This window comes from Streptomyces sp. NPDC002851 (genome assembly GCF_053591935.1).
Genome location: NZ_JBSFUT010000037.1, coordinates 36,213 through 61,045, shown reverse-complemented (window position 1 = coordinate 61,045; position 24,833 = coordinate 36,213). Strand labels below are relative to the sequence as shown.

Here is a 24,833-nt window from a genome sequence, read left to right as displayed (position 1 = left end):
GCCGGGGCACGTGCGGATCGGGCCGGGTGCGGTGGCGCGAGAGCGCCGGGTGCGGTCGCCGGAGCAAGGGGTACGATCCGCCCCACACACGCCATCGACAGGGTCTAGCTGGGAGGACGGACGTTGGGGCGGTTGACCGGCGGGGATCCCTCGCTGCTGCGGCGGATCAATTCGGCGGTGGTCCTGCACGCGCTGCGCGGCGTCGATTCCGCCACGCTGACCGAGATCACCCGGGTCACCGGCCTGTCCCGGCCGACGGTCGAGGGCGTCGTCGAGGGCCTGGTCGCCGCGGGGCTCGTGGTGGAGTCGGCCGCCGAGGAGGGCGTGGCCCGGCGGCAGGGGCGCCCCGCGAAGCGGTTCCGGTTCCGTGCCGAGGCGGGGCATCTGCTCGGCCTGGAGATCGGGCCGCACCGGGTGGCCGCCGTCCTCTCCGACCTGGACGGCCGGGTCCTCGACGGGCTGCACCGTGAGGTGTCCGCGACGGCGTCCGCGGACGAGCGCCTGGAGCGGCTGCGCGGCACCGTCGCCGAGGTGCTGCGCCGGGCCGGGGTGGCCCGTGGCTCACTGCGCGCCGTCGGGGTGGGCAGCCCCGGCATCGTGGCGGCGGACGGCACGGTGCGCCTGGGCACGGCGCTGCCCGGCTGGACCGGGCTCGCCCTCGGCGACCGGCTGCGCCGCTCGTTCAAGTGCCCGGTCCTGGTGGAGAACGACGCCAACACGGCGGCCGTCGCGGAGCATTGGAAGGGCGCGGCCACCGACTCCGACGATGTGGTGTTCGTCCTGGCGGGCCTGAGTCCGGGCGCCGGGTCGCTGATCGGCGGGCGCTTGCACCGGGGGTACGGGGGCGCTGCGGGCGAGATCGGGGCGCTGCATCTGCTCGGCCGCGAGGTCACGCCGGAGTCGCTGCTTTCGACGACCGGGGAGCCGCTGCACCCGCTGGACGAGCAGGCCGTGACCGAGGTGTTCGCGCTCGCCCGCGAGGGCGACGAGCGGGCCGAGGCGGCCGTGGGCCGATTCATCCGGCGCCTGACGCACGACGTGGCCGCGCTCGTCCTCGCCCTGGACCCGGAGCTGGTGGTGATCGGCGGCTGGGCGGCCGGGCTCGACGGCGTACTGGAGCCGCTGCGGCGGGAGTTGGCCCGCTATTGCCTGCGGCCGCCTCGCGTGGCGCTCTCGGAGCTCGGGGAGTCGGCGATCGGGGTGGGGGCGCTGCGGCTGGCTCTTGATCATGTGGAGGAGGAGCTGTTTGCGGTGGAGGGAACGGTTACCGCTCGCCGCTAGAGCCTGTCCGGCGGATCTTGGCGCCTGCGGCGGGCTTTGCTCCCCTACCCCGCCCCGTCCCGAAACTGGGGGCCTGCGGCCCCCGGACCCCGCCTTCATCGCGCTGAACGCGCTCGTCCTCAAACGCCGGACGGGCTGGTTGTTGCCGTACGAGCTCGTCGTTACGCCGCGTCCCCGAACGTAAGCCGACACGTATCCGCCCGATACGTCGCCACCGACACCGCCGCCGTACGCCCCCGCGAGAAGTACCGCGTCGTCACCACGAGAACAGGGGCGCCGGGCAGCCGGTCCAGGCGCTTCGCGTCGTCGGCGCGGGCCGAGCCGAGTTCGACCGCGCGGTCCTCGCCGTCGAGGCCGAGGCGCTGAAGTTCGCGCAGTACGGCTCGGGCGCGGGTGGGCCCGGCGGGGGCGTCGATGGCGGTGCGGTCGGGCACGGAGCGTTCGGGGACGTAGAGGAGCTCGGCGGCGACGGGCTGGCCGCCGTTGACGCGGACTCGGCGGACGGTGTGCACCGTGGTGTCGCCGCCCGCGTCGAGCAGTCGGGCGACCGCGGCGGGCGGGGTGGCCGGGGCGCAGTCCACGGGCTGCCACTCGTCGTCGGCCGCGGTGGGCCGGCCGAGGAGGGTCGAGCCGACGGGGACGCCCATGCGGGGCGGTGCGACGGTGGTGCCGACGCCGCGGCGGCGCTGCAACCGGCCTTCCAGCTCGAGCTGTTCGAGCGCCTGGCGGAGCGTCGCGCGGGCCACGCCGAAGCGGGCGGCCAGCTCGCGTTCGTTGGGCAGGATCTCCCCGACGGCGAACTCGGAGTCGAGCGCTTCGCCGAGCACGGTCTTGAGGTGCCAGTACTTGGGCTCCGGCACCGTTTCGAGCTGCGTGGTCCCCACCGCGCCTCCCCCTGTCGTCCGCAATCGCCGTGTCTGCGCGGCCTTTTACGTGCCCTTGTTTATTAAAGGTTCCTGCCTATCTCAGCGACGATAGGCCCGCCCCTACCCTTGGTCAAGACCAATCCGGACTCCGTTACAGGGCGCACGGGCGCGCGGGTTCAGGCGCGCAAGAGCCCCCGTCCGTGCGGGCGGGGGCTCCGTGGGGGCGGGGGCTGCGTGGGGAGCGAGGGCTCTGTGGGGGCGTTGCGTCAGGGAGCGTCTCAGTCGGCCAGGGCGGTCAGTGCCGTCAGCTTGTCCGGGTTTCGCAGGACATAGACGCACTGGATCTGGCCGTCGACGACCTCCACCTGCAAGACCGTGTCCGGCTTGCCGCCGGAGAGCACGAGCAGCCCGGGGGCGCCGTTGACCTCGACGAGCCGGTAGGACATGTCGGGGACGGGGCGGCCCGCGACGCCGACGAGGAAGCGGCCCACGTGGTCGGCGGACTCCAGGACGCGTAGCGGCGCCTTGGCCTTGCCGCCACTGTCGCCGACGAGGCGGGCGTCGGGTGCGAGCAGCGCGAGCAGTCCGTCGAGGTCGCCGCCCGTGGCCGCGGCCAGGAACCGCTCGGTGAGGTCGCGGCGCTCGGCGGGGTCGACGTCGTAGCGCGGGCGGCGCTCGTCGACGTGTTTGCGGGCGCGGCCCGCGAGTTGGCGCACGGCGGCCTCGGTGCGGTCGAGGACCGTCGCGATCTGCGCGAACGGGAAGCCGAACGCCTCGCGCAGCACGAACACCGCCCGCTCCAGGGGCGACAGGGACTCCAGGACGACCAGGACGGCGAGGGAGACCGTGTCGGCGAGCACCGCGCGCTCCGCGGTGTCGGGCACCTCCGGGCCGAAGTCGGTCACGACCGGCTCGGGCAGCCACGGCCCTACGTATGTCTCCCGCCGGGACTGCGCCTGGCGCAGCCGGTCGATGGCGAGCCGGGTGGTGATCCGGACGAGATAGGCGCGCGGCTCCTTCACCTCTCCGCGGTCCGCGCCCGCCCAGCGCAGCCACGCCTCCTGCACGACATCCTCCGCGTCGGCGAAGCGGCCGAGCATGCGGTAGGCGACGCCCTGAAGGATGGGGCGGTGTTCCTCGAATTCATCTGTCGCTGCGTCAGTGGTGGCCACGCTCCTATCCAAGTTGGCCGCCCCGGGGCTGTCCAGCGGGACAGCGTGTGGCGTACGGCGCAGGAAACCCGGTGGTCACAGACGTACGCCAAGAGCGTGTACGGACGGCGGACGGAGGGTGCGACCAAGGGTGCGACGCGCGGGCGGTCTTGAACCAGGCGCCGCCGAAGGGTAGTTGTTGCTGACACACTGTCTACCGACCACAACCCTTGACGCGCGCCAGGCGCCGCCCGCCCTTACGAGGAGCAGCATGTCCGCCACCGTCTCCGTCACCCTCGACACCTCGCGTGGGCCTCGGCCCGTGTCCGTCTCGTACCGCCGGGCGGGCGTCGGCGAGCCGTTGGTCCTGCTGCACGGCATCGGCCACCACCTCCAGGCGTGGGACCCGGTGTTCGACATCCTGGCCGCCGAGCGCGACGTGACGGCGATCGACCTGCCGGGCTTCGGGAAGTCGGCGGGGCTGCCCGAGGGGACGCCGTACAACCTGGAGACGGTGGTGCCCACCCTGAGCCAGCTCTTCGCCACGCTCGGCATCGACACCCCGCACGTGGCGGGCAACTCCCTCGGCGGGCTGCTCGCCCTGGAGCTGGGGCGGCAGAGGCTGGTGCGTTCGGTGACGGCGCTGTCCCCGGGCGGCTTCTGGAGCGAGGCCGAGCGGCGCTATGCCTTCGGCACGCTGCTCGCGATGCGGCAGGGCGCACGGCTGCTTCCGGTGCCGGTGGTGGAGCGGCTTTCGCGTTCCGCGGCCGGGCGGTTCGCGCTCACCAGCACCATCTACGCCCGACCGGGGCGCCGTTCACCGGAGGCGGTGGTCGCCGAGACGCTGGCCCTGCGGGACGCCATCGGGTTCGACGAGACCCTGGCGGCCGGGCGCCGGGTGCTCTTCCGGGACGACGTCCCCGACGTGCCGGTCACCATCGCCTGGGGCACTCGTGACCGGCTGCTCCTGCGCCGCCAGGGCGTCCGCGCCAAGCACACCATTCCGGGGGCCCGGCTCGTGCGCCTTCCGGCGTGCGGTCACGTTCCCATGAGCGACGACCCGGCCCTCGTCGCACGCGTGCTCCTCGACGGCTCCAAGTGACGTGCGGGCGTGCGCCGTTGGGGTACGCCTCCACTGTGGCGTACGCATCCGCAGCACGCCCGAGCCGAGGGCGACTCCTAGCCCCACCAGGGCGCTGCCCGCCGCCTGTGCCGCGCCGTACGAACCGGTGCCGACGAGTGGCGCGGTGGCGGCGGCTGCCACCGGGATGAGGCCGGAGAAGAGCGTGGCGCGCTCGGCGCCGATCCGCTGGATGCCCGCGTACCAGCAGACGAAGCCGACGACGGTGACCACCGCCGACTGCCAGACCAGCGCGCCCGCCTCGGCCACCGTCGGCGTGCGCAGCCACCCCGCGCCGTCCATGACAAGCCCCGCCACCGCGGACTCGACGGCCGCGAGCGCGCACACGGTGGCGGACAGGAGCTTCGGTCCCAGCGGCCGCAGCACCGGCACGGCAAGCACCGCGAAGCCGACCTCGCCGACGAGCGCGCCCACCGAGAACGCGATCCCGGCCGCGTCCGTACTCCCCCACCCCTGCACCACCCAGGCCCCGGCCGCCACGAGCAGCGCGCCGTGCAGCACGGTCCGCGCGGGTCTACGACCGTCCAGGAGCGGCACCAGGACGGCCACGACGACCGGCGCGCAGCCGACGAAAACACCCGGTACAGCCGGTTCCGCGGTGCGCTCGGCCGCCAGGATCGCCAGGTTGAAGCCGACCATACCGACGGCCGCGAGCAGCGCGAGCCGCCCCCACGCGCGGCGGCCGAGACGGCGCAGCGGCCGGGTGCCGCCGCGGCCGAGCAGCGGCAGGAGCAGCACGGCGGCGCATCCGTAGCGGAGGAACTGGCCACCTCCGTGCGGGTAGTCGACGAGGACGCTGTTCGCGGTGAAGGAGCCGCCGACGAGGCAGCAGGCCAGGGCGGCGAGCAGGGCGCCGCGTGCGGAGGACGTGATCATGCGGCCGACGCTAGGCGCGGGCGCGGCCCCGTCAGAGGTCCACATCGGGGGCTGTATCGGGGACCAATTCCCTGAGGGTGCCGGGCTTGGGTGCCAGGCTGTGGCGGGGGCCACTCTCCGGGGCGTCCGCCCCGTGGACGAGGCTGTGAATCGTCTCACTGACCGCCGGGCGCGGGCCGTGCGGCGCGCGCCCGGGAGGTTCCGTGCGGCGCTGGAAATCGGGCTGCGACGCCCTCTGCGCGTCGGTTGTCCGCCTCCGTCCGTGAGATCACCGACATCACTTTTACGCCCGGCTGACAGTGGCTGCCCCTACGCTGGCGAACATGGCAAGGATTCCAGCGCCCCGACGACCGCAGCGGCCCGCCGCATCGGTCAATGCGGACATACGTGCGCTCTGGAGCCGTGCTCAGGGCCGCCTCTCCGCGGAGCAGCGCAAGGCGTACGAGAACCTCGTCGTGGAGTGGGCGGCGGCCATCCGCACGGAACAGGGCCGCCAGGCCGCCTGACCTCGGCCCGCGCGGACGCGAGGTCCACGGCGACCTGACCGTACGGGGCCCGGCAACCTCGGGACCCGGCTACGTTGGGGCGCGAGCCGACAGCAATCGGGGGCCAGGCCCCGTCTCCCCGGTCTTCGTGGATCTGCCCGCGCCCGCCGCGCAGCGGCTGATGGATGCAGTTGGTGCGGTGCATCGGTGTATCGGTCGGTGTGCGGCCGGATCGCCCTCGTACTGGGCGTACGTGGGTGATCCGGCCGTGCGGCGAGGTGCCGTGCCAGGCGTCGCGGGCCCGCGAAGATCGGGGAGACGGGCCCTAGGTCCGGGCAGGACCGGGGGGCGTGTTGAGCAGCAGCGGACCAGAAGCACGGGCAGTACGGGGTGTACGGGGTGTACGGGGAGAACCGGCAGAACCGGATGCACGGGGACTACCGGATGCACGGGGAGTCCCGGCAGAACCGGATGCACGCCGAGTACCGCGAGCGCCGAAAGCACGGGGAATGCCCGGGGCGTCGGAAGCACGCCGAGTACCGCGAGCGCCAGAAGCAGGGGGCATGCCGGGAGCATCGGAAGCGCCCGTAGCCCCGGTAACGACAGACACGAGTACGGAGAGCGGCGGTGCCCAAGCGTGGTCCGCCGCCTGGGAGTTGTTGCTGCCCGCGGCGGCCGCGCCCGCACGCTCGCGCGGGCGCGCGCTGTGCGCGGCGCTGCGGGACGCGGTCCGCTCGGGGCGGCTCGCGCCGGGCACGCGGCTGCCCGCGAGCCGCGCCCTCGCCGCCGACCTGGGCGTCTCGCGGGGTCTGGTGACCGAGGCGTACGAGCAGTTGACCGCGGAGGGCTATCTGCGGTCGGCCCGGGGCGCGGGCACCTGGGTGAGCGGTGCCGCGCGGGCGGCCGCACCCCGGGCCCGTGACCTGGCCCCGCGGCCCGCGGGCCCCCGCCTCGACCTCCTCCCGGGCCTGCCGGATCTCGCCCTGTTCCCGCGCGCGGCATGGGCCGCCGCACAGCGTGCCGTCCTCGCGGAGCTGCCGCACCACGGGCTCGGTTACCCGGACCCGCGCGGCCTGCCCCGGTTGCGTACCGCCCTGGCCGAACTCCTCACCCGGCGCCGGGGCGTGGTCGCGGACCCGGAGCGGATCGTGGTGTGTTCGGGCGTGTCCCAAGCGATGGCGCTGCTCGGTTTCGTACTGCACGCGCGCGGCGAGCGTGCCGTCGCCTTCGAGGACCCCGGCAGCCCCGAGCACGCGCAGCTGCTCGCCTCGACCGGCCTGGCATCGGTGCGCGTACCCCTGGACGACGAGGGCCTCACCCTCGGCCCGCTGTACGAGGGATCGGCGCGAGCGGTGGTGACGACACCGGCGCACCAGTTCCCCTCCGGCCTTGCGTACTCGGCGCGGCGCCGGGCCGAACTCCTCGACTGGGCGCGGTCGGTGGACGGCCTGGTGATCGAGGACGACTACGACGGCGACTTCCGTTACGACCGCGCCCCGGTGGGTGCGCTGCAAGGTCTCGACCCCGAGCGGGTCGCGTACGCGGGGTCGGTCAGCAAGTCGCTCGCGCCCGGGCTGCGCCTCGGCTGGCTCGTGGTGCCGGAGGCGCTGCTCGACGAGGTGGTCGCGCGGAAGCGGCTGCTCGACCTCGGCAACCCGGTGCTCGATCAGGCCGCCTTCGCCCGCCTGGTCGAACAGGGCGGGTACGACCGGCAGTTGCGGCGCTGCCAGCGCGCCTACCGGGAGCGGCGGGACGCGCTCGTGGCGGCGCTGCACGAGAGGTTCCCAGGCGCGGCCGTGTCGGGGATCGCGGCGGGGCTGCATGTGATCGCGGAGCTGCCCGCGCGGTACGGGCCGCAGGACGTCTTCGTGAAGCGGGCGGCGGAGGCGGGGGTCGTGGTGCGGCCGCTGTCGGCGTACGGGTCGGCGGCGGGGGATGGGCGTGTCCGCCTGGTCCTGGGCTATGCGCAGTTGCCTGCGGCGCGGTTGCGGGAGGCGGTGGGGCTGTTGGCGCGCTCTTGAGCCCCTCCGGCTCAAGCCCCTCCGGCGTTCGAGGAGCGGGGTCCGGGGGCGGAGCCCCCAAACGCCGCACCGGCGCCACGCACGTCCGGGTTCCCTTCCCACCCCACGGAGTTGTTCACTTGGGGTTCGCATCTGCGCCGCCGCACGCGCGTAGATATGACCCCATCGGACCCGTCACTGGAGGCGCATCGAATGTCAGCAGGTCTGCCGAACCGGCTCCCCGGCCGCCGCTCCGTGCTGCGCGGCGCGGCCGTCGCGTCCGCGGGGTTCGCCCTGCCCGCGCTCGGCGGCGCGGCGCCCGCGCTCTCCGTGTCGGGGCGGCCGCAGGCCGCGTGGGGGGTGCAGGCCGGTGATGTGACGGCGCACTCCGGCCTGGTGTGGGTGCGCTCCGACCGGCCCGCTCGGATGCTCGTGGAGACCTCGGCCACCGAGTCGTTCCGCAACGCCACCCCCGTGTGGGGGCCGCTCCTCGGGCCCGGCACCGACTTCACCGGCACCACCCGGCTGCGCGGTCTTCCCGCCGGGGAGCAGGTGCACTACCGGGTAAGGCTCGCGGATCCGGACGATCCGAGGCGTACGAGCGAAGCGATCACCGGCACGTTCCGCACGGCTCCGGAGAGACGCGGCGACGGCGTGCGGTTCGTGTGGTCCGGGGACATCGCGGGCCAGGGCTGGGGCATCAACCCGGACCGCGGCGGCTACCGGGTCTTCGAGGAGATGCGCCGCCTGGACCCGGACTTCTTCCTGTGCAGCGGCGACACCGTGTACGCGGACGGCCCGATCACGGAGCAGGTGACGCTGCCGGACGGGCGGGTGTGGCGGAACATCACGACCGAGGAGAAGTCCAAGGTCGCCGAGACCCTCGCCGAGTTCCGCGGCAACTTCCGCTACAACCTGCTCGACGAGAACCTGCGCCGCTTCAACGCCCAGGTGCCGTCGATCATCCAGTGGGACGACCACGAGGTGCGGAACAACTGGTACCCCGGCCAGATCCTGGACGACGACCGCTACACCGAGAAGGACGTCGACGTACTCGCGCGCCGCTCCGTGCGGGCGTTCTCCGAGTACTTCCCGATCTCCACGCTGCCCACGGGCGACCGCGAGGGCCGCGTGTACCGGGCGCTCCGGCACGGCCCGCTGCTCGACGTCTTCGTCCTGGACATGCGCACGTACCGGAACGCCAATTCCCCCGGCCGGCAGACCGACGACCCGGTGGGCATCCTCGGCCGCGAGCAACTGGACTGGCTGAAGCGCGAGTTGTCCCGATCGCGCGCGGTGTGGAAGGTGATCGCCTCCGACATGCCGCTCGGCCTGGTCGTACCGGACGGCAAGGAGAACTTCGAGGCCGTCGCGCAGGGCGAGCCGGGGGCGCCGCTCGGCCGGGAGCTCCAGCTCGCCGAGCTGCTTCGGCACATCAAGCGGGAGCGGATCACCGGAACGCTGTGGCTGACGGCCGATGTGCACTACACGTCGGCGCAGCACTACGACCCGTCGCGGGCCGCGTTCCAGGACTTCGCACCGTTCTGGGAGTTCGTCTCCGGGCCGCTCGCGGCGGGCGGCTTCCCGGCCCTGAAGCTGGACGGAACGTTCGGTCCGAAGCAGGAGTTCGTGAAGGCGCCGGACCGGGCCAATGTGTCGCCGATGGAGTCCCCGCAGTACTTCGGTGAGGTCGAAATCGACGGCGAGAGCGGCGAGTTGACGGTACGGCTGCGCGAGGAGGGCGGGATCCTCTTCACCAAGGTCCTTCAGCCCGGACGCGTAGGACAGGGTTGAACAACGCCACGTAGGACAGGGTTAAACAAATCAGACAGAAGCACACTTAACCGATCGGTCACAAAGCGTTGGTGATCACGCAACACCGGTCGGTCAGAGTGCAGTCATGACAGATGTGACAACTGCCAAGCGTGCCCGCCGTACCCACCACCACTGGCGCCGCGACCTCGTCGAGCTCGCCGCGATGTTCACGGCGGTGGTGGTCGCGGACACCGTCGCCAAGATGGTCGTACGCGGACCGGACGGACCGACCGCCCTGACCGTCTCGGCCGTGGTCCTGCTCGTCACGGTGGGCCTGCACACCTGGTGGGCACGGCGCCACAGCCACGCACCGCCGAGCGGCGATACCGGCACCCCGCCCACGACGGCGGAGGCGCCGGAAACCACTGAGGCAACAGAGGCGACAGAGGCGACAGAGACATCCACGGCCACGACCGCGACCACGCTGTGGCGGATGCGGACCACCGTGCGCGACGAGCCGGGGTCGCTGGCCGCCCTGTGCAGGGTCCTGGCGGACCTGCGGGTCGACATCCTGAGCCTCCAGACCCACCCGCTCGCCACCGGCACGGTCGACGAGTTCCTGCTGCGGGCCCCGGCCGACCGCGCCACCGCGGAGCTGAGCCGGGCCGTCGCCGGGGCGGGCGGCTCGGGCACCTGGATCGAGCGGGCCGACGCCCACGACCTGGTCGACGCCCCCACCCGGGTGCTCTCGCTCGCCACCCGTACCGCCCTGGACGCCGCCGAACTCCCGCTCGCCCTGCGCCAGTTGCTGGGCCGCTGCACCATCAGGTCGCTGCCCGCCGTCTCGCCCGTCGGCGGCGGCCGGAAGGCCGGTAGTGCCTCCGACGCCCCGGTCGAGGGAGTCCTGGAAGGTACGACAATGCGGCTGCGTGACCCGTCGGGCGGGGTGATCGCGGTGGAGCGGCCGTATCTGCCGTTCACGCCCACCGAGTTCGCCCGGGCCCGCGCCCTGGTCGAGCTCGACGCCCGGCTCGGCCCGCGGGTGCCGCGCGGCCGGGACGTCCTGACGCTGGCCGAGGGGCCCGACATCACGGTGCGCCGTGCCGACCCCCGCGACGTGGCGGCCGCCAAGGCGATGCACGAGCGCTGCTCGAAGCGGACCCTGGGCCTGCGGTACCACGGTCCCGTCGGCGACGCGGACCGCTATCTGAACCACCTGCTCAGCCCCCGGTTCGGCCGGACACTCGCGGCCGAGAGCGCCTCCGGCCGGATCGTCGCGCTCGGCCATCTGCTCTGGGACGGCGACGAGACCGAGGTCGCCCTGCTCGTCGAGGACGACTGGCAGCAGCGCGGCATCGGCACCGAACTCCTCGGCCGCCTGGTCGCGTTGGCGGTCGAGGCGGGCTGCGAGAGCGTGTACGCGGTGACGCAGTCGGCCAACACCGGCATGGTCGCGGCGATGCGCGGCCTCGGGCTTCCGCTGGACTACCAGATCGAGGAGGGCACGCTGGTGATCACGGCACGGCTTGCGGCGGCGCCGGTCCCGGCCGACGCCGCCGCCGTCAGGCCGTCGGGCCGTCCGCACGACGCCTAAAAACGGTCACCGCACCCCGGAGCCCCGCCGCTCCTGGGCGTCCGCCCCCGCCGTAGCCGCCGACAACGCCCGGTCGAGGTCGCCCCACAGGTCGTCCACGTCCTCCAGTCCGACCGACATCCGCAGGAGCCGGTCGCTCACCCCCGCCGACCTGCGGTCCCCCGCCTCGACGATGCGGTGGCTGATGGACGCCGGGTGCTGGATCAACGTATCGACACTGCCGAGACTGACCGCCGGGGTGATCAGGCGTACCCCGGCGATCACCTCGTGCGGGTCGCCCGCGACCTCGAAGGCGACCATGGCGCCGCCGAGCTTCGGGTAGTGCACCCGAGTCACCCGCGGATCCGCCGCGAGGCGCCCGGCCAGCTCCGCGGCGGTCGCGGAGGCCGCCCGTACCCGTATCGGCAGCGTGGACAGGCCGCGCAGGAGCAGATAACCGGCGAGCGGGTGCAGCACGCCGCCGGTGGCGAAGCGCACCTGGCGCAGCGCGCGGGCGAACTCCTCGTCGCAGGCCACGATGCCGCCGAGTACGTCGCCGTGCCCGCCGAGGTACTTGGTCGCACTGTGCAGCACCATCCGGGCCCCGCTCTCGGCCGGGCGCTGGAGAACCGGCGTGGCGAAGGTGTTGTCGGCGAGCAGCGGCACCTCGCCGCAGGCGTGCGCGATCGCGGCCAGGTCCAGCTCGGCCAGGGTCGGATTGGCGGGTGACTCGACCATGACGAGGCCCGTGTCGGGCCGGACGGCGTCCGCGATGCCGTCCGGCCCGACCCAGGTGACCTCGGTGCCGAGCAGCCCGGCGGTGAGCAGATGGTCGCTACAGCCGTACAACGGGCGCACCGCCACCACATGCCGCAGCCCCATCGAGGCGCGTACGAGCAGCACCGCCGTCAGGGCCGCCATGCCGCTGGCGAAGGCGACCGCGCTCTCGGTGCCCTCCAGCCGGGCGAGCGCGGTCTCGAACCGGCCGACGGTGGGGTTGCCGAGCCGCGCGTACACGGGCGGGCCGTCATCGACCTCACCCGTGGTGGCGAAGGCGTCGATACGGGCGGCCTCTTCGCGGCTGTCGTACGAGGGGTAGGTGGTGGACAGGTCGAGCGGCGGGGCGTGCAGGCCGAGCGCCGCGAGGTCCTCGCGGCCGGCGTGTACGGCCTCGGTGGCAAGCCCGCGCACCGCGGTAGCGGTGGCCGGATTCCGTGGGTGCTTGGCAGCGCGGCGATCGGCCGCGGCGCCGTCGAAAGCGTCGAAGTCCATGCCTAGCAGGCTGAACGTGCACCGGGATCGAAAGGGAAACGTCCGTGTTACGTTCGCCGCATGGCCGAATCTGTCGTACTCGATCCGGTGGACCTCGAGATTCTGCGGCTCCTCCAGAACGACGCCCGGACCACCTACCGCGACCTCGCGGCCCAGGTCGGCGTGGCTGCTTCCACCTGCCTCGACCGCGTCGCCCGGCTGCGCCGCTCCGGGGTGATCCTCGGCCACCAGCTCCGCGTCGACCCGGCCAAGCTCGGGCGCGGCCTCCAGGCGCTGCTTTCGGTGCAGGTCAGGCCACACCGCAGGGAGCTGGTCGGGCCGTTCGTGGAGCGGATCAGGGCGCTGCCGGAGTCGCTCACGGTGTTCCACCTCACCGGGCCCGACGACTATCTGGTGCACGTCGCGGTCGCCGACGCCGCTGATCTGCAACGCCTCGTACTCGACGAGTTCACCGCGCGCCGCGAGGTGGCCCGGGTCGAGACCCGGCTGATCTTCCAGCAGTGGGACTGCGGGCCCCTGCTGCCCCCGGGAGCCGGTCCGCAGCTCCCGCCGCTGTCCGGGGCCGCGCTCGGGGACGCGGCCGACGGCCGCGACGACTGACGCACCGTTTTGACGCACCCGTTTCGGACTCCTCCGGGCAGACCCCCCTAGCCTCGAACAGGCAACTCCGTACAGGATGTCCGCATGTCCGACACCACCACGCGCACACCGTTGCCCCGACAGGTCGCCGACGCCTACGTCGACGATCTCATCGCCCTCGACCCCATCACCGGCACGTACCTCGGCGTCAAAGAGAGCGCGGCCAAGTTGCCCGACCTCTCCCCAGCGGGCGGCCGGGCCCTCGCCGAGCTCGCTCGCGGGACGCTGGACCGGCTCGCCGAGGCCGAGCGGGCGCCCGGCGGGGACAGCGATGTGGAGCGGCGCTGTGCCCGGCTGCTGCGCGAGCGGCTCACCGCCGAACTCGCGGTGTACGAGGCCGAGGAGGACCTGCGGGCCGTCGGCAATCTGAGTTCGCCGGTGCACTCGGTGCGCGGCGTCTTCACGGTCACGCCGACGGAGACCGAGGAGGACTGGGCGGCCGTCGCGGAGCGGCTGCGCGCGGTGCCGGAGGCGCTCGCCGGGTACCGCGAGTGCCTGACGCGCGGTCTCGAGCGGAAGTTGTACGCCGGGCCGCGTGCGACCGCGACGTTCATCGGGCAGCTCACCGAGTGGGCCGGACGGGACGGCGGCAAGGGCTGGTTCGAGGAGTTCACCGCCCCGGGCCCGGAGGCGCTGCGGGACGAGCTCGACGCCGCGGGCGCCGCCGCCACGCGCGCGGTGGCCGAACTGCGCGACTGGATGCGGGACGTGTACGAGCCCGCCGTGCAGGGCGCGCCCGACACGGTCGGCCGGGAGCGGTACGCCCGCTGGTCCCGCTACTTCAACGGCACCGATCTGGATCTGGACGAGGCCTACGCGTACGGCTGGTCCGAATACCACCGCATCCTGGGCGAGATGCGCGCTGAGGCCGCCAAGGTGCTGCCCGGCGCGACCACTCCGTGGGAGGCGCTCAAGCACCTGGACGAGCACGGCACGCACATCGAGGGCGTGGACGAGGTCCGGGACTGGCTGCAGGGCGTGATGGACGAGGCGATGGACGCGCTCGACGGCACGCACTTCGAACTGGCCGAGCGGGTACGGCGGGTGGAGTCCCGGATCGCCCCGCCGGGCGGCGCCGCGGCCCCGTACTACACGCCGCCGTCGGAGGATTTCTCGCGGCCCGGCTGCACCTGGCTGCCGACGATGGGCGAGACCCGCTTCCCGGTGTACGACCTGGTCTCCACCTGGTACCACGAGGGCGTGCCGGGGCACCATCTACAGCTCGCGCAGTGGGTGCACGTGCGCGAGAACCTCTCCCGCTACCAGGCGTCGATCGGCATCGTCAGCGCCAACGCCGAGGGCTGGGCCCTGTACGCGGAGCGGCTGATGGACGAGCTGGGCTTCCTGACGGACGCGGAGCGGCGCCTAGGCTATCTCGACGCGCAGATGATGCGCGCGGTCCGCGTGATCGTGGACATCGGCATGCACCTGGGCCTGGAGATCCCGGCGGACTCGCCGTTCCACCCGGGCGAGCGCTGGACGCCGGAGCTGGGCCAGGAGTTCTTCGGGCGGCACAGCGGCCGTCCGGCGGACTTCGTGGAGAGCGAGCTGACCCGCTATCTGTCGATGCCGGGCCAGGCCATCGGCTACAAGCTGGGCGAGCGCGCCTGGCTGCTCGGCCGCGAGAACGCCCGCGAGGCGCACGGCGACGCCTTCGACGCCAAGTCCTGGCACATGGCGGCGCTTTCGCTCGGCTCGCTCGGTCTGGACGACCTGGTGGACGAACTGTCCCGGCTCTGAGTGCGTACGGGTCCGTGGTCCGTGGTCGTGCCGCGCGCGCCGTCCCCTCGTGCGGCGGCGCGCGGCAACGGGGCACGTGGGGCGGGTCAGCAGCCGCAGTCGCCGCCCTCGACCGGCGCGGTGAGCGGGTCGGCGTCCTTGCGCGCGGGCCCCGCCCAGGTCTCGTACGCGAAACCCTCCCGCACCCAGTACTCGAAGCCGCCGAGCATCTCCTTGACCTGGAAGCCGAGTTGGGCCAGGGCCAGGGCGGCGCGGGTCGCGCCGTTGCAGCCGGGGCCCCAGCAGTACGTGACCACCGGCACCGCCTTGTCGAGCAGCTGCTCGGCCTGCTCCGGGATGAGGGCCGTGGGCAGGTGTACGGCACCGGGCACATGGCCCTGGTCCCAGGATTCGGTGGAGCGCGAGTCGAGCACGGCGAATCCGGGGTCGCCCTCGCCGTGCAGGGCGGCGGCGACGTCGGAAACGTCCGCGTGGAAGGCCAGGGAGGCGCCGAAGTAGGCGGCGGCAGCGGCGGGCGAGGCGGGCGGAACGCGCAGCACGGCGTTGGTCACGTTGGTCACGTTGGTCACGTTGGTCGTCATGGCCAAAACCTATGGCCCGCGATCATTACGGTGAAGAGACGATCCCCGGCACCACCCTTGATCTGCCGGGGATTCCCCTGCTACTCCTCGCAGATGACCGAATATTCCCCGGACAGCACCGACTGGCGGATCCTGGACGTCCTACAGCGCGAGGGCCGCGCCAGCTTCGCCGAGCTGGCCCGCGCCGTCTCCATGTCTCCGAGCGCGGTCACCGAGCGGGTGCGCCGCCTGGAGGAGGCCGGAGTGATCGCGGGGTACTCCGCCGTGGTCGCCCCCGAACGGCTCGGCCTGCCGATCCTGGCGTTCGTCCGCCTCCGCTACCCGAACGGCAACTACAAGCCGTTCCACGACCTGCTCGACACCACTCCGGAAGTCCTGGAGGCGCACCACGTCACCGGCGACGACTGCTTTGTGATCAAGGTGGCGGCACGCTCCATGCGGCACCTGGAGGAAGTCTCCGGCAAGATCGGCGCGCTGGGCGCGGTGACGACGAGCATCGTCTACTCCTCCCCGCTCCCGCGCCGCCCCCTGTCCCGCTGACGTACCACGGAGCCACCGCGCCCCTTGACGACCTCCAGCTGGGCATGGACCCGACGCCTCAGGTCGGCGACATGGCTGACGATGCCGACGCTCCGGTCCCGCTCACGCAACGAGTCAAGAACGTCAAGAACCTCGTCCAGGGTCTGGTCATCGAGGCTCCCGAAGCCCTCGTCGATGAAGAGCGTGTCGAGCCGCACCCCACCGGCCTCGTCCGAGACGACGTCGGCGAGCCCGAGCGCCAGCGCGAGCGAGGCGAAGAACGTCTCGCCGCCGGAGAGCGTGGCCGTGTCCCGCTCGCTGCCGGTCCAGGCGTCCACGACGTGCAGACCGAGCCCCGAACGGCCGCGTCCCGTGCGGTCGTCGGAGTGCACGAGGGTGTAGCGCCCCGCGGACATGCGCTGCAGGCGCACCGTCGCGGCCGCCGCGACCTGCTCGAGCCGAGCGGCCAGAACGTACGACTCAAGGCGCATCCGGCGCTCGTTCTCCGCCGAGGTACCCGCGGCCAGGCCCGCCATCCGCGCCACGCGCTCGTGCTCGGCACGCAGCGGCCCGAGCTCACGCGCCTCAATCGCCGCCTGCCGGGCGAGCCGGTCGAGCTCGGCACAGCGCCGCTCGGCGTCGGAGCGAGCACTGACGGCGGCCCGCAGCCGCAGCTCCGCCGCCTCGACCGCCGCACGGGCCGCGGCCGCATCGGCGGGCGGCAGTTGCGCCGCGGCCGCCGTACCGGGCTCGGCGAACACCGCACGCACCTCGGCCTCCTCCTGCTGCCGCACATCGATCCGGTGCTGCAACTGGCGATGCGCGGCATCATCGAGCGCCGCCTCGGCCGCCGCCCGCGGCGTCGCGAACCCGGCCCGGTACGCCGCATCCGCAAGCCGCGCATCGGCGTCCTTGAGCCTCCGAGCAGCCTCCTCAGCGGCCCGTACGGCATCAGCGGCCTCGGTCAGCAGCCGCACTTGGCGCTCCAACTGGGCGGCGCGAGCGGCTACGCGGCCGGGTCCGCCTGCACCGGACGCAAGGGCGCTGCCAGAGGCACCGCGCGCCGCGTCCCGACCGCCACCGGCCCCGGCCCCGGCCCGCCGACCCCCACCGCCGTAACCGCCCTCGGCCCACACACCCTCACCCGCAGGCCCGAACGAGCCATACGTACGAGCGCTTCCGGAACCGCCGCGCAACCCATCCCGGCCACCACCGGCCCCGGTCCCGCTGCCGCTGCCACCCTCAGCCCACGCGTCCCCACTCGCGGACCCATCCCGTTCGGATGTACCCCCGGACGCACCCGAAGCAGCAGTCCCGGGCAGGTTCACGGACCCGGCCGCGGCCCCGCCGCCATAACCACCCTCGACCCACGCACCCCCACCCGCGGACCCATCCCGTTCGCCCGTACCCCCGGACGCACCCGCAGCAGCAGCCCCGGGCACATTCGCGGACCCGGCCGCGGCCCCAAGAGCCGTCCCGGCCCCCTCGCCCTCGGCCTCACTCGCGGCCTCGCTCTCGCTCTCGTTCTCGCTCTCCACGCGAATCCCCGCCCGCGCCAACTCCCCCTGCAGCGCGGCCTCTTCGCGGGTCAGGGCCTCGCGCAGGGAGTCGCGGGAGGCGGCGCGGGTGGCGGCTTCCTGGCGGGCTGTCGCGCGGCGGTCGTGTTCGGACTCGGCTCGGGCGAGGGTTTCGCGGGCGGCGTGCAGGGCAGCTGCGCGGTCCCGTGCGGCGGTGTGCCGACGGGCCAAGTCCGCCTCTTCCTCGGCCAGTTCGGCCGTGGACGCCTCCCCCGCCGTCGCCTCGGCCGCCGCCAGCGTCGCGCGTACGTCGGCGAGTGCGGTGTCGGCCGCGGTGCTGCGGTCCTGGGCGGCGCGGTGGGCGGCGAGGGCCGACTCTTCCTCGCGGCGGCCCACGTGGCCCTCGGCGGGGCGGGCGGGTGCGGGGTGGTCGGTGCCGCCGCAGACGGCGCAGGGCTCGCCCGGGGTGAGCCCCGCGGCGAGCTCGGCGGCGATGCCGCGCAGGCGCTGCTCCTTGAGGGCGAGCCAGTGCTCGTGTGCTGCGGCGGCGTGTTCGCGAGCCGTGAGGGCATCTTGGTGCGCCTGGGCGGCGCGGGCGGTGAGGTGGTCGCGTTCGCGGGCGGCGTGAGAGCGGGCGCGGGCCTGGTCAAGGCGTCCGGCCAGCTGTTCCGCGAGGGTGGCCGCCTCTTGGGCCCGCTCGATCTGCTCCCGCAGCGCGTCCCTGCGTTCCTCCCAGCCGTCGAGCCAGGCCGTGGCCTCCTGCAGGGCCTCTTCGTCCGCGCGCTCCTCCGCGTCCAACCGGGCGCGTTCCGCGGTGAGTTCGGTGATGCGCTGCTCGGCGCGGCGGGCTGCCTCCAGGGCGCCCAGTTCTTCGGTCGCCCGGCGGGCGGCGGCGGTCAGGCCCTGCGCCCCGGCGTCGGCGTACTCCTCGGGCAGCAGCCGCAGCGCCCGCTGCTCCTCGGCCACGGCCGTGCGGTGCTCGGTCTCCGCCGCGGCGTGCAGCGCGAGCGCCGGGGCGACGGTCTCGGCCTTGCGGCCCCGCTCGAGGCGGGCCACGGCCGCGCGGTACGCCTCGGCGGTCTCCTCCAGGCGGGCGGCCCGCTGTCGGGCCTCGTGGTGCCTGCGCTGGAGCCGCTCCGTTTCCCGTACGTCGTCGAACGCGACCTGCGCCGCGGCCCGCCCGGACTCCGCGGCGACCACCAACGCCCGGGCCACGTCGAGGCGTTCGCGCGCCCCGGACCGGGCGACCGCGGCCCAGCCGAGCAGCGCCTCCGCCAGACCCGGCTCGCCGGGGGCCGGCTCAGGCAGCGGGAGTTCGGCCGCGTCCCCGGCGGCTTGCTGGACGCGGTGGGCGACGGCGAGGAGCCGGTCGTCGGCCGCCCGCACCCGGGCCTCGGTGCCCCGGCGCCGCTCGGCCAGCGCGGCCTCGACGGCGGCGAACCGGCGGGTGTCGAAGAGCCGCCCGAGCAGCTTGCCGCGCGCCTCGGCGTCGGCCCGCAGGAAACGCGCGAACTCGCCCTGCGGCAAGAGGACGACCTGGCAGAACTGCTCCTTGCTCATCCCGAGGAGCTGCCCGATCTCCTCGCCGACCTCCTGGTGGGAGCGGCTGAGGTCCTTCCAGGCCCCGGCCACCGCGTCGTACTCGCGCAGCCAGGTCTGCGCCTTCTCCGTCGTGAAGCCGGTGCCGCGCTTCTTAGGGCGGACCCAGGGCGGCTGCCGGGTGATCTCCAACCGGCGTCCGGCGACGGACAGTTCGAGACTCACCTCGGTACGGACGGTGGGCGCCGCGTGGTCGCTGCGCAGCGCCTGCGCCTGGTTCGCCTGATGCTGCCGGGCACCGGGCACCGAGCCGTACAGGGCGTAGCAGACCGCGTCGAGCACGGAGGTCTTGCCCGCACCGGTCGGACCGTGCAGCAGGAACAGGCCCGCCTCGTTGAGAGCGTCGAAGTCGACCTCCTGAGCCGCGCCGAAGGGCCCGAAGGCCGCCAGGCGCATCCGGTGCAGCCTCACCGGCCGCCCACCTCGCTCAGAGTCTCATCGGCCCGCACCTCGTCGAACGCGTCGCGCAGCACGGCCCGTTCACGCGCGTCGGGCCCGCTGCCCCGTACATGCGCGACGAAGTCCTCGGCGATCTCCCGGTCGTCGCGGCCCTTGAGGCGCTGGGCGTACGAGGCGAGCGGATCGCCCTCCTCGCGGCGCGGCGCGAAGACGAGGCTGACGGCGTGCGGGAAGCGTTCGGCGAGCCGGGCCATGGGCTCGGCGGGCCGTACCGCGTCGGTGAGCGTGGCCTCCACCCAGGACCCGGTGTGCCGTTCAAGGGCCGGGTCGGCGAGCAGTTCCTCCAGGGTTCCCTCGATCCGGGCGAGCGGCCGCGGCACCGGGCAGTCGATCCGCTCGGCGGCGAGCTCCCCGCCGGGGCCGAGGTCGACGAGCCACATGCTCTTACGGCGGTGTTCCTCGGAGAAGGAGTACGCGAGCGGGGAGCCGGAGTAGCGGACCCGCTCGGAGAGGGTCTGGCAGCCGTGCAGGTGCCCGAGCGCGACGTAGTCGACCCCGGCGAAGATCCCCGCGGGCACGGACTCGACGCCGCCGACCGTGATGTCCCGTTCGCTGTCGCTGGGCTCGCCGCCGGTGACGAAGGCATGCGCGAGCACGACGGAGCGGGTGCCCGCGGGGCGGGCGGCCAGGTCGGCGCGTACCCGGTCCATGGCGGCCCCGAGCACCGCCTCGTGCCCGGCCTTGGCAACCCCGAACTCGTCCTTCACGAGGGCGGGTTCGAGGTAGGGCAGCCCGTAGCACGCCACGTCGCCGTGCTCGTCGCTGAGCACCACGGGCGTGCCGCACTCCGCGGCCGCGGTGCGCAGATGGATCCCGGCCCGGCCCATGAGCCCGGCGCCGACGCCGAGCCGCCGCGCGGAGTCGTGGTTCCCGGAGATCAGCACGGCGGGCGCTCCGAGGTCGGCGAGCCGGTGCAGCGCCTCGTCGAACAGCTCCACGGCGGCGAGCGGCGGCACCGCCCGGTCGTACACGTCGCCCGCGACGAGCACCGCGTCGACCCGCTCGGCCCGGGCGGTCTCGACCAGGTGGTCGACGAACGCGGCCTGCGCGTCGAGCAGACCCACGCGGTGGAACGACCGGCCCAGATGCCAGTCCGACGTATGGAGGAACCTCATGATCCCTGAGCGTAGCGCGGGCCACAGACAGCCCGTCCGGCGTTTGTGGACAAGCGCGATCAGCGCGATCAGCGCGATCCAGGAGAAAGCCCCCCTCACACCTCCCCGTACGCCTCTCCACCGAGCTCGAGCCGCGCCGTACCGGCCGTAGCGTCCGCGAGCCACGCCTGAAAGGCGTCCACATCCGCGTCGGGCAGCCCGATCTCGATGGTCACGTCCTCGCCGTACCGCACGTCGCGCACCGCACGCCCGGTGGCCCGCAGATCGTTCTGCACCTTCCCCGCACGCTGGTGGTCGACCGTCACCGTGGCGAGGCGGAAGCGGCGCCGGGTGACCGTGCCGAGCGCGTCCAGGGCCTCACCGACCGCACCGCCGTACGCCCGGATCAGCCCGCCCGCGCCGAGCTTGACCCCGCCGAAGTAGCGGGTCACGACGGCGACGACGTACCGCATCTCACGGCGCGTGAGCATCTGCAGCATCGGCACCCCAGCGGTACCGCCGGGCTCACCGTCGTCGCTGGCCTTCTGCACCGAGGCGTCGGCCCCGATGACATACGCCCAGCAGTTGTGGTTCGCCGTCGGGTGCTCCTTACGGATCCGCGCGACGAACTCCTGCGCCTCGGCCTCGGTGCCCGCGGGTGCGAGTGCGCACAGAAAACGTGAGCGGCCGACCTCGGTCTCGTGCACGCCCTCGCGGGCCACTGTGCGGTACTCGTCCTGCATCCGGCCAGGGTACGGGGCGGGGGGCGGGCTCCTGCCGGGGGACGGGGGACGGGGCTGGGGGCCGGGTGGCTGAGGTCAGGGGCCAAGGTCAGGGGCGGAGGCATAGGCCGAGGCCCGAGGGCCAGGCGCCGGGGGCCTAGGCTCCGCGTCCGCCGTGTGGGCCTTGTCGGCCTCGGCGTCCTAGTCCGCTCGGTCGGCTCGGTCGGCTTGATCGGCTTGATCGGCTCGGTCTGCCTGGCCCGCTTCCCCGGCCTGGTCAGCTTCCTCCGCCCGATCCGCCCGATCCGCCTGATCCGCCTGGTCGGCTTCCTCCGCCTGATCCGCCTGACCTGCCTGTTCCGACTCGTCCCCGTCGGCCGCCTCGACCACCTCGGCCGCCTCGGCCACCCAGCCGTACGGCAGCTCGTACCCGTCGACCGTCACGGCCTCCACGGTCCGCGTGGCCGGATCGATGTCCGCCACCATGCCCTCCCCGGAGTACCGCGGGAAGCCGCTGGCCCCACGGCGGCCGGTGAACTCGACCGTGGCCGAGCGCAGGGCGCCGCCGTGGTCGACATGGCCCTCGGTGTCGGTGAGCTGGGGCTTCAGGATGACGGTGAAGCGCGCGGGCGTCGGGCTCATGACCCGAGGTTAAGCGCGGCGGGTGCGCGCTGCACCTGAACGCAGCAGGGTCCGGCCCTCGGCCCCCTTCGGCGCAACCTCGCTCGCTGCCGCCTGCCGCGTGTGCCAGCGTCGAAACAGCGCCGCAGTCGCCGGGACGATCCGGAACCAGAGAGCGGAGGCCACATGCGCAGCAGAGTCCACAAGCACAGCACCGGTCAGGGATTCGCCATCGATCTGGGCAGCGCCACGATGCGGATACGCACACGGGGCGCGGAGCAGGTGCTGCGCAGCCCCACCATCGCCGCCATCGGCCCTGACGGCCGAATACAGGCACGCGGCGCCCGCGCCCTCTCCCTGCAGGGCCTCCGCACCGAGAACCTGCGCCTCGTCCGGCCGGTCCACCACCGCACCGTCGCCGACCCGGCGCTGGCGAGCCACCTGCTGCAATGGGCCCTGACCGATGCACAGGGCGGCGGAACCACCGGCCGCAGGACGGCCCGCCGCACCCCCCGGCGGCTCCCCGGCGCGACGGTGTGCGTGCCCGACGACGCCGGTGAAGTACAGCTGCAGGCGCTGCTCGACGTCTGCGACCTCGCGGGCCTGCGCCACGTCCGTATGGTTCCCAAGTCCGTTGCCTCGGCCGCGGGTTCGGGCATACCGCAGGACCTACCGGCCGGTGCGCTGGTCGTGGACGTGGGGGCGGAGCGCACCTCCGCGTCCCTGCTGTGCTTCGGCGGTCTGGTCGCCACCCGCACCGCCGCCGTCGGCGGCGCGGACATCGACGCCGCCCTGATCCGCTTGCTGAAGCGTGAGCACGGCCTCATCATCTGCACCGCGGAAGCGGAACGCGCCAAACTGCGCATGGGCCCCGCGGCGGCCGCCAGCGCCACTATTTGCCTGCGGGGCCAGGACATGCAGCACGGACTGCCCGCCGACCGCGAGGTCCCGGCCACCGACCTGGTCGAGGTGCCCGGCCGCGTGTACGCCAGCATCTCGAGCCTCATCCTCGGACTACTCTCCGACAGCCCTCCGAAGCTGCTCGACGACGTCTACGACCGCGGCCTCGTGCTGTGCGGCGAAGGCGCCCAACTGCACGGCCTCGCCGACCATGTGAGGGACCGCGTCGAGATCGCGGTGCACGTCCCGCCCGAGCCCGGCGACGTGGGCGTGGTGGGCGCGTGGGCGGTCAGTCAGGACTAGCGCGTGCCCCCTGCCTCCGGTGTCGGGAATTCTCGCCGCCTCCGCGCAGTTGCTCGGACCGCGGGCCCTCGGCCGACGAGCGACCACTGGAGGAACGGCATGTACGGCGACGACGCCACCATCCGCAGGATTCTCATGGAGCTCGGTGACACCTGGGCGGTCGCGGGCCTCTCCAACAACCGGGCGCGGGCCGCGTACGGCGTCGCCGAGGTGCTCCAGCGGCACGGGAAGCGGGTCGTCCCCGTCCACCCGAAGGCCGAGACGGTCCACGGCGAGCAGGGGTACGCCACGCTCGCGGACGTACCGTTCCCCATCGACGTCGTCGATGTCTTCGTGAACAGCTCCCTCGCGGGCCCGATCGCCGACGAGGCGGTGGCCGTCGGCGCCAAGGCGGTCTGGTTCCAGCTGGGCGTGATCGACGAGGCGGCCTACACCCGCACCCGGGAGGCCGGGCTCGAGATGGTGATGGACCGCTGCCCGGCGATTGAATTCAATGCACTGCGTTAGCTCGCACTCGGGCATCAGCCGCTCAGGCCCGGGCTCGGTCATGTTCTCCACGATGGCGACGAGCGGAAAGCGGTAACGCGAGACGAACGCCGTGCCGGCCTTTGTGAGCAACGTTCATGAGCCGAAGCCGGAGCCGACACGGCACGTCCTATTCCAGTCTCCGCCTCGCAAGATCCGACTGTACGGCGGCGACCGCTCGCAGAGCCTCCCTCGCCCCTGTGTGAACCTGGAACGTTCCCTCATGGGGAGCTTCCGCGAGACGGAATGCGACCTCGATGCTCAGGTCGACATCGCGCAATGCCACTACTAGCCGTTCGCGCCAGCGGATCCCAACAACTACGCCCCTGCAAGGGCCGCCCGGAACCGCCGCCCGCTCACCCGTAGTCAGGAACGGTCCAACACGGCGCTGGCCGCCGCGGTCCGGGCGCCGGTCGAGCACGGCCTCGCGTACCTGAAGAACTGGCGCGTGCTCGGCAAGCTCCGTACCGACCCGGAGTGGGCGACCGTACTGGTCAGGTAACTGCTGGTCCTGGGTCTTGACGAACCGCGAAGTCGCCCACTGACCGATGATCTACACCGAAGTCATGCGCCCATGCCCAGCCCGAGCACACCGACACCCACGCACAACGAGACCCGTGACCAGCAACTTCACGATGCACACTGCTCAATGGTCTTGCTTGTCGTGGTGGTGTGCAGGCTTGGCGGGGTGTACGGGCGACGCCGGGTGCGCGGGATGCGCAGGTTTGGCGGGATGTGCGGGCGAGGCCGGGTGCGCGGGATGCGCAGGTTTGGCGGGATGTGCGGGCGAGGCCGGGTGCGCGGGATGCGCAGGTTTGGCGGGATGTGCAGGTGACGCCGGGTGCGCGGGATGCGCCGGCTTGGCGGGATGTGCGGGCGATGCCGGGTGCGCCGGATGCGCAGGCTTAGCCGGATGCGCAGGTGACGCCGGATGCGCCGGATGCGCAGGCTTGGCCGGATGCGCAGGTGACGCCGGATGCGCAGGCTTAGCCGGATGCGCGGGCGACGCCGGATGCGCAGGCTTAGCGGGATGTGCGGGCGACGCCGGGTGCGCCGGATGCGCAGGCTTAGCCGGATGCGCAGGTGACGCCGGATGCGCAGGGTGCGCAGGCTTGGCGGGATGTGCGGGCGACGCCGGGTGCGCCGGATGCGCAGGCTTAGCCGGATGCGCAGGTGACGCCGGATGCGCAGGGTGCGCAGGCTTGGCGGGATGT

At 73.4% G+C, this 24,833-nt stretch carries 19 protein-coding genes and 2 pseudogenes; 11 read left to right on the top strand and 10 right to left on the bottom strand.

Annotation, left to right across the window (positions count from 1 at the left end):
* The first annotated feature begins 123 nt into the window (after positions 1-123).
* Complete coding sequence (locus ACWD10_RS30680; protein ID WP_451096806.1) at positions 124-1,281, top strand: ROK family transcriptional regulator; 1,158 nt, start codon at positions 124-126, stop codon at positions 1,279-1,281.
* A 161-nt stretch (positions 1,282-1,442) separates the two neighbouring features.
* Here the strand turns inward: ACWD10_RS30680 and ACWD10_RS30675 are convergent, their stop codons facing one another.
* Together ACWD10_RS30675 and sigJ are read right to left on the bottom strand one after the other, a co-directional pair.
* A complete protein-coding gene (locus ACWD10_RS30675; RefSeq protein ID WP_451096804.1) occupies positions 1,443-2,165 on the bottom strand; it encodes a GntR family transcriptional regulator in 723 nt (240 codons plus the stop codon).
* Between the two features lie 260 nt (positions 2,166-2,425).
* Entirely contained in the window at positions 2,426-3,319 is an 894-nt protein-coding gene (sigJ, locus tag ACWD10_RS30670) for an RNA polymerase sigma factor SigJ (RefSeq protein ID WP_451096802.1), read from the bottom strand.
* Between the two features lie 250 nt (positions 3,320-3,569).
* On the opposite strand from sigJ, the gene ACWD10_RS30665 reads away from it, so the two are divergent.
* Positions 3,570-4,400: an alpha/beta fold hydrolase gene (locus tag ACWD10_RS30665; RefSeq protein ID WP_451096800.1), complete on the top strand. Its 831-nt coding sequence runs from the start codon at positions 3,570-3,572 to the stop codon at positions 4,398-4,400.
* Positions 4,401-4,955: 555 nt separating this feature from the next.
* On the opposite strand, the pseudogene ACWD10_RS30660 reads toward ACWD10_RS30665, so the two are convergent.
* Positions 4,956-5,315 (bottom strand): annotated as a pseudogene (locus ACWD10_RS30660) (EamA family transporter); the annotation flags it as partial.
* A 323-nt stretch (positions 5,316-5,638) separates the two neighbouring features.
* Between ACWD10_RS30660 and ACWD10_RS30655 the strand changes: the two are divergent.
* The 4 genes from ACWD10_RS30655 (at position 5,639) to ACWD10_RS30640 (ending at position 11,149) form a co-directional block, all read left to right on the top strand.
* Complete coding sequence (locus tag ACWD10_RS30655) at positions 5,639-5,821, top strand: hypothetical protein (protein WP_451096798.1); 183 nt, start codon at positions 5,639-5,641, stop codon at positions 5,819-5,821.
* A gap of 542 nt (positions 5,822-6,363) precedes the next feature.
* A complete protein-coding gene (gene pdxR, locus ACWD10_RS30650) occupies positions 6,364-7,821 on the top strand; it encodes a MocR-like pyridoxine biosynthesis transcription factor PdxR (RefSeq protein WP_451096796.1) in 1,458 nt (485 codons plus the stop codon).
* Between the two features lie 192 nt (positions 7,822-8,013).
* On the top strand, positions 8,014-9,594 hold the full coding sequence (locus ACWD10_RS30645; protein ID WP_451096794.1) for an alkaline phosphatase D family protein: 1,581 nt from the start codon (positions 8,014-8,016) through the stop codon (positions 9,592-9,594).
* Between the two features lie 106 nt (positions 9,595-9,700).
* Positions 9,701-11,149, top strand: coding sequence for a GNAT family N-acetyltransferase (locus ACWD10_RS30640; RefSeq protein ID WP_451096792.1), 1,449 nt, complete (start codon positions 9,701-9,703; stop codon positions 11,147-11,149).
* Between the two features lie 6 nt (positions 11,150-11,155).
* On the opposite strand, the gene ACWD10_RS30635 is transcribed toward ACWD10_RS30640, so the two are convergent.
* Positions 11,156-12,400 (bottom strand): trans-sulfuration enzyme family protein, encoded by a 1,245-nt coding sequence (locus tag ACWD10_RS30635; protein ID WP_451096790.1) that lies wholly within the window; start codon positions 12,398-12,400, stop codon positions 11,156-11,158.
* A gap of 60 nt (positions 12,401-12,460) precedes the next feature.
* Between ACWD10_RS30635 and ACWD10_RS30630 the strand changes: the two genes are divergently transcribed.
* Together ACWD10_RS30630 and ACWD10_RS30625 are read left to right on the top strand one after the other, a co-directional pair.
* Positions 12,461-13,000 (top strand): Lrp/AsnC family transcriptional regulator, encoded by a 540-nt coding sequence (locus ACWD10_RS30630; protein ID WP_451096788.1) that lies wholly within the window; start codon positions 12,461-12,463, stop codon positions 12,998-13,000.
* A gap of 84 nt (positions 13,001-13,084) precedes the next feature.
* Positions 13,085-14,779 (top strand): DUF885 domain-containing protein, encoded by a 1,695-nt coding sequence (locus ACWD10_RS30625; RefSeq protein WP_451096786.1) that lies wholly within the window; start codon positions 13,085-13,087, stop codon positions 14,777-14,779.
* Between the two features lie 86 nt (positions 14,780-14,865).
* On the opposite strand, the gene ACWD10_RS30620 is transcribed toward ACWD10_RS30625, so the two are convergent.
* Positions 14,866-15,360 (bottom strand): rhodanese-like domain-containing protein, encoded by a 495-nt coding sequence (locus tag ACWD10_RS30620; protein ID WP_451096784.1) that lies wholly within the window; start codon positions 15,358-15,360, stop codon positions 14,866-14,868.
* Between the two features lie 93 nt (positions 15,361-15,453).
* Here ACWD10_RS30620 and ACWD10_RS30615 point away from each other — a divergent pair, with 93 nt between their 5' ends.
* On the top strand, positions 15,454-15,900 hold the full coding sequence (locus tag ACWD10_RS30615; RefSeq protein WP_451096782.1) for an Lrp/AsnC family transcriptional regulator: 447 nt from the start codon (positions 15,454-15,456) through the stop codon (positions 15,898-15,900).
* Here ACWD10_RS30615 and ACWD10_RS30610 read toward each other — a convergent pair.
* The 4 genes from ACWD10_RS30610 to ACWD10_RS30595 form a co-directional block, all read right to left on the bottom strand.
* A complete protein-coding gene (locus tag ACWD10_RS30610; RefSeq protein WP_451096780.1) occupies positions 15,861-19,406 on the bottom strand; it encodes an AAA family ATPase in 3,546 nt (1,181 codons plus the stop codon). The genes ACWD10_RS30615 and ACWD10_RS30610 overlap by 40 nt on opposite strands.
* Positions 19,403-20,569 carry an exonuclease SbcCD subunit D gene (locus ACWD10_RS30605; protein WP_451096778.1) on the bottom strand — a complete coding sequence of 389 codons (1,167 nt, stop codon included), beginning with the start codon at positions 20,567-20,569 and terminating at the stop codon, positions 19,403-19,405. Before ACWD10_RS30605 ends, ACWD10_RS30610 begins: the two co-directional genes overlap by 4 nt.
* A 95-nt stretch (positions 20,570-20,664) precedes the next feature.
* Complete coding sequence (locus tag ACWD10_RS30600; RefSeq protein ID WP_451096776.1) at positions 20,665-21,291, bottom strand: YigZ family protein; 627 nt, start codon at positions 21,289-21,291, stop codon at positions 20,665-20,667.
* Between the two features lie 180 nt (positions 21,292-21,471).
* Entirely contained in the window at positions 21,472-21,912 is a 441-nt protein-coding gene (locus ACWD10_RS30595) for a hypothetical protein (protein ID WP_451096774.1), read from the bottom strand.
* A gap of 165 nt (positions 21,913-22,077) precedes the next feature.
* Between ACWD10_RS30595 and ACWD10_RS30590 the strand changes: the two genes are divergently transcribed.
* Together ACWD10_RS30590 and ACWD10_RS30585 are read left to right on the top strand one after the other, a co-directional pair.
* Entirely contained in the window at positions 22,078-23,094 is a 1,017-nt protein-coding gene (locus ACWD10_RS30590; protein WP_451096772.1) for a rod shape-determining protein, read from the top strand.
* 99 nt (positions 23,095-23,193) lie between these two features.
* A complete protein-coding gene (locus tag ACWD10_RS30585) occupies positions 23,194-23,601 on the top strand; it encodes a CoA-binding protein (RefSeq protein ID WP_451096770.1) in 408 nt (135 codons plus the stop codon).
* 648 nt (positions 23,602-24,249) lie between these two features.
* Here the strand turns inward: ACWD10_RS30585 and ACWD10_RS30580 are convergent.
* Positions 24,250-24,833 (bottom strand): annotated as a pseudogene (locus ACWD10_RS30580) (hypothetical protein); the annotation flags it as partial.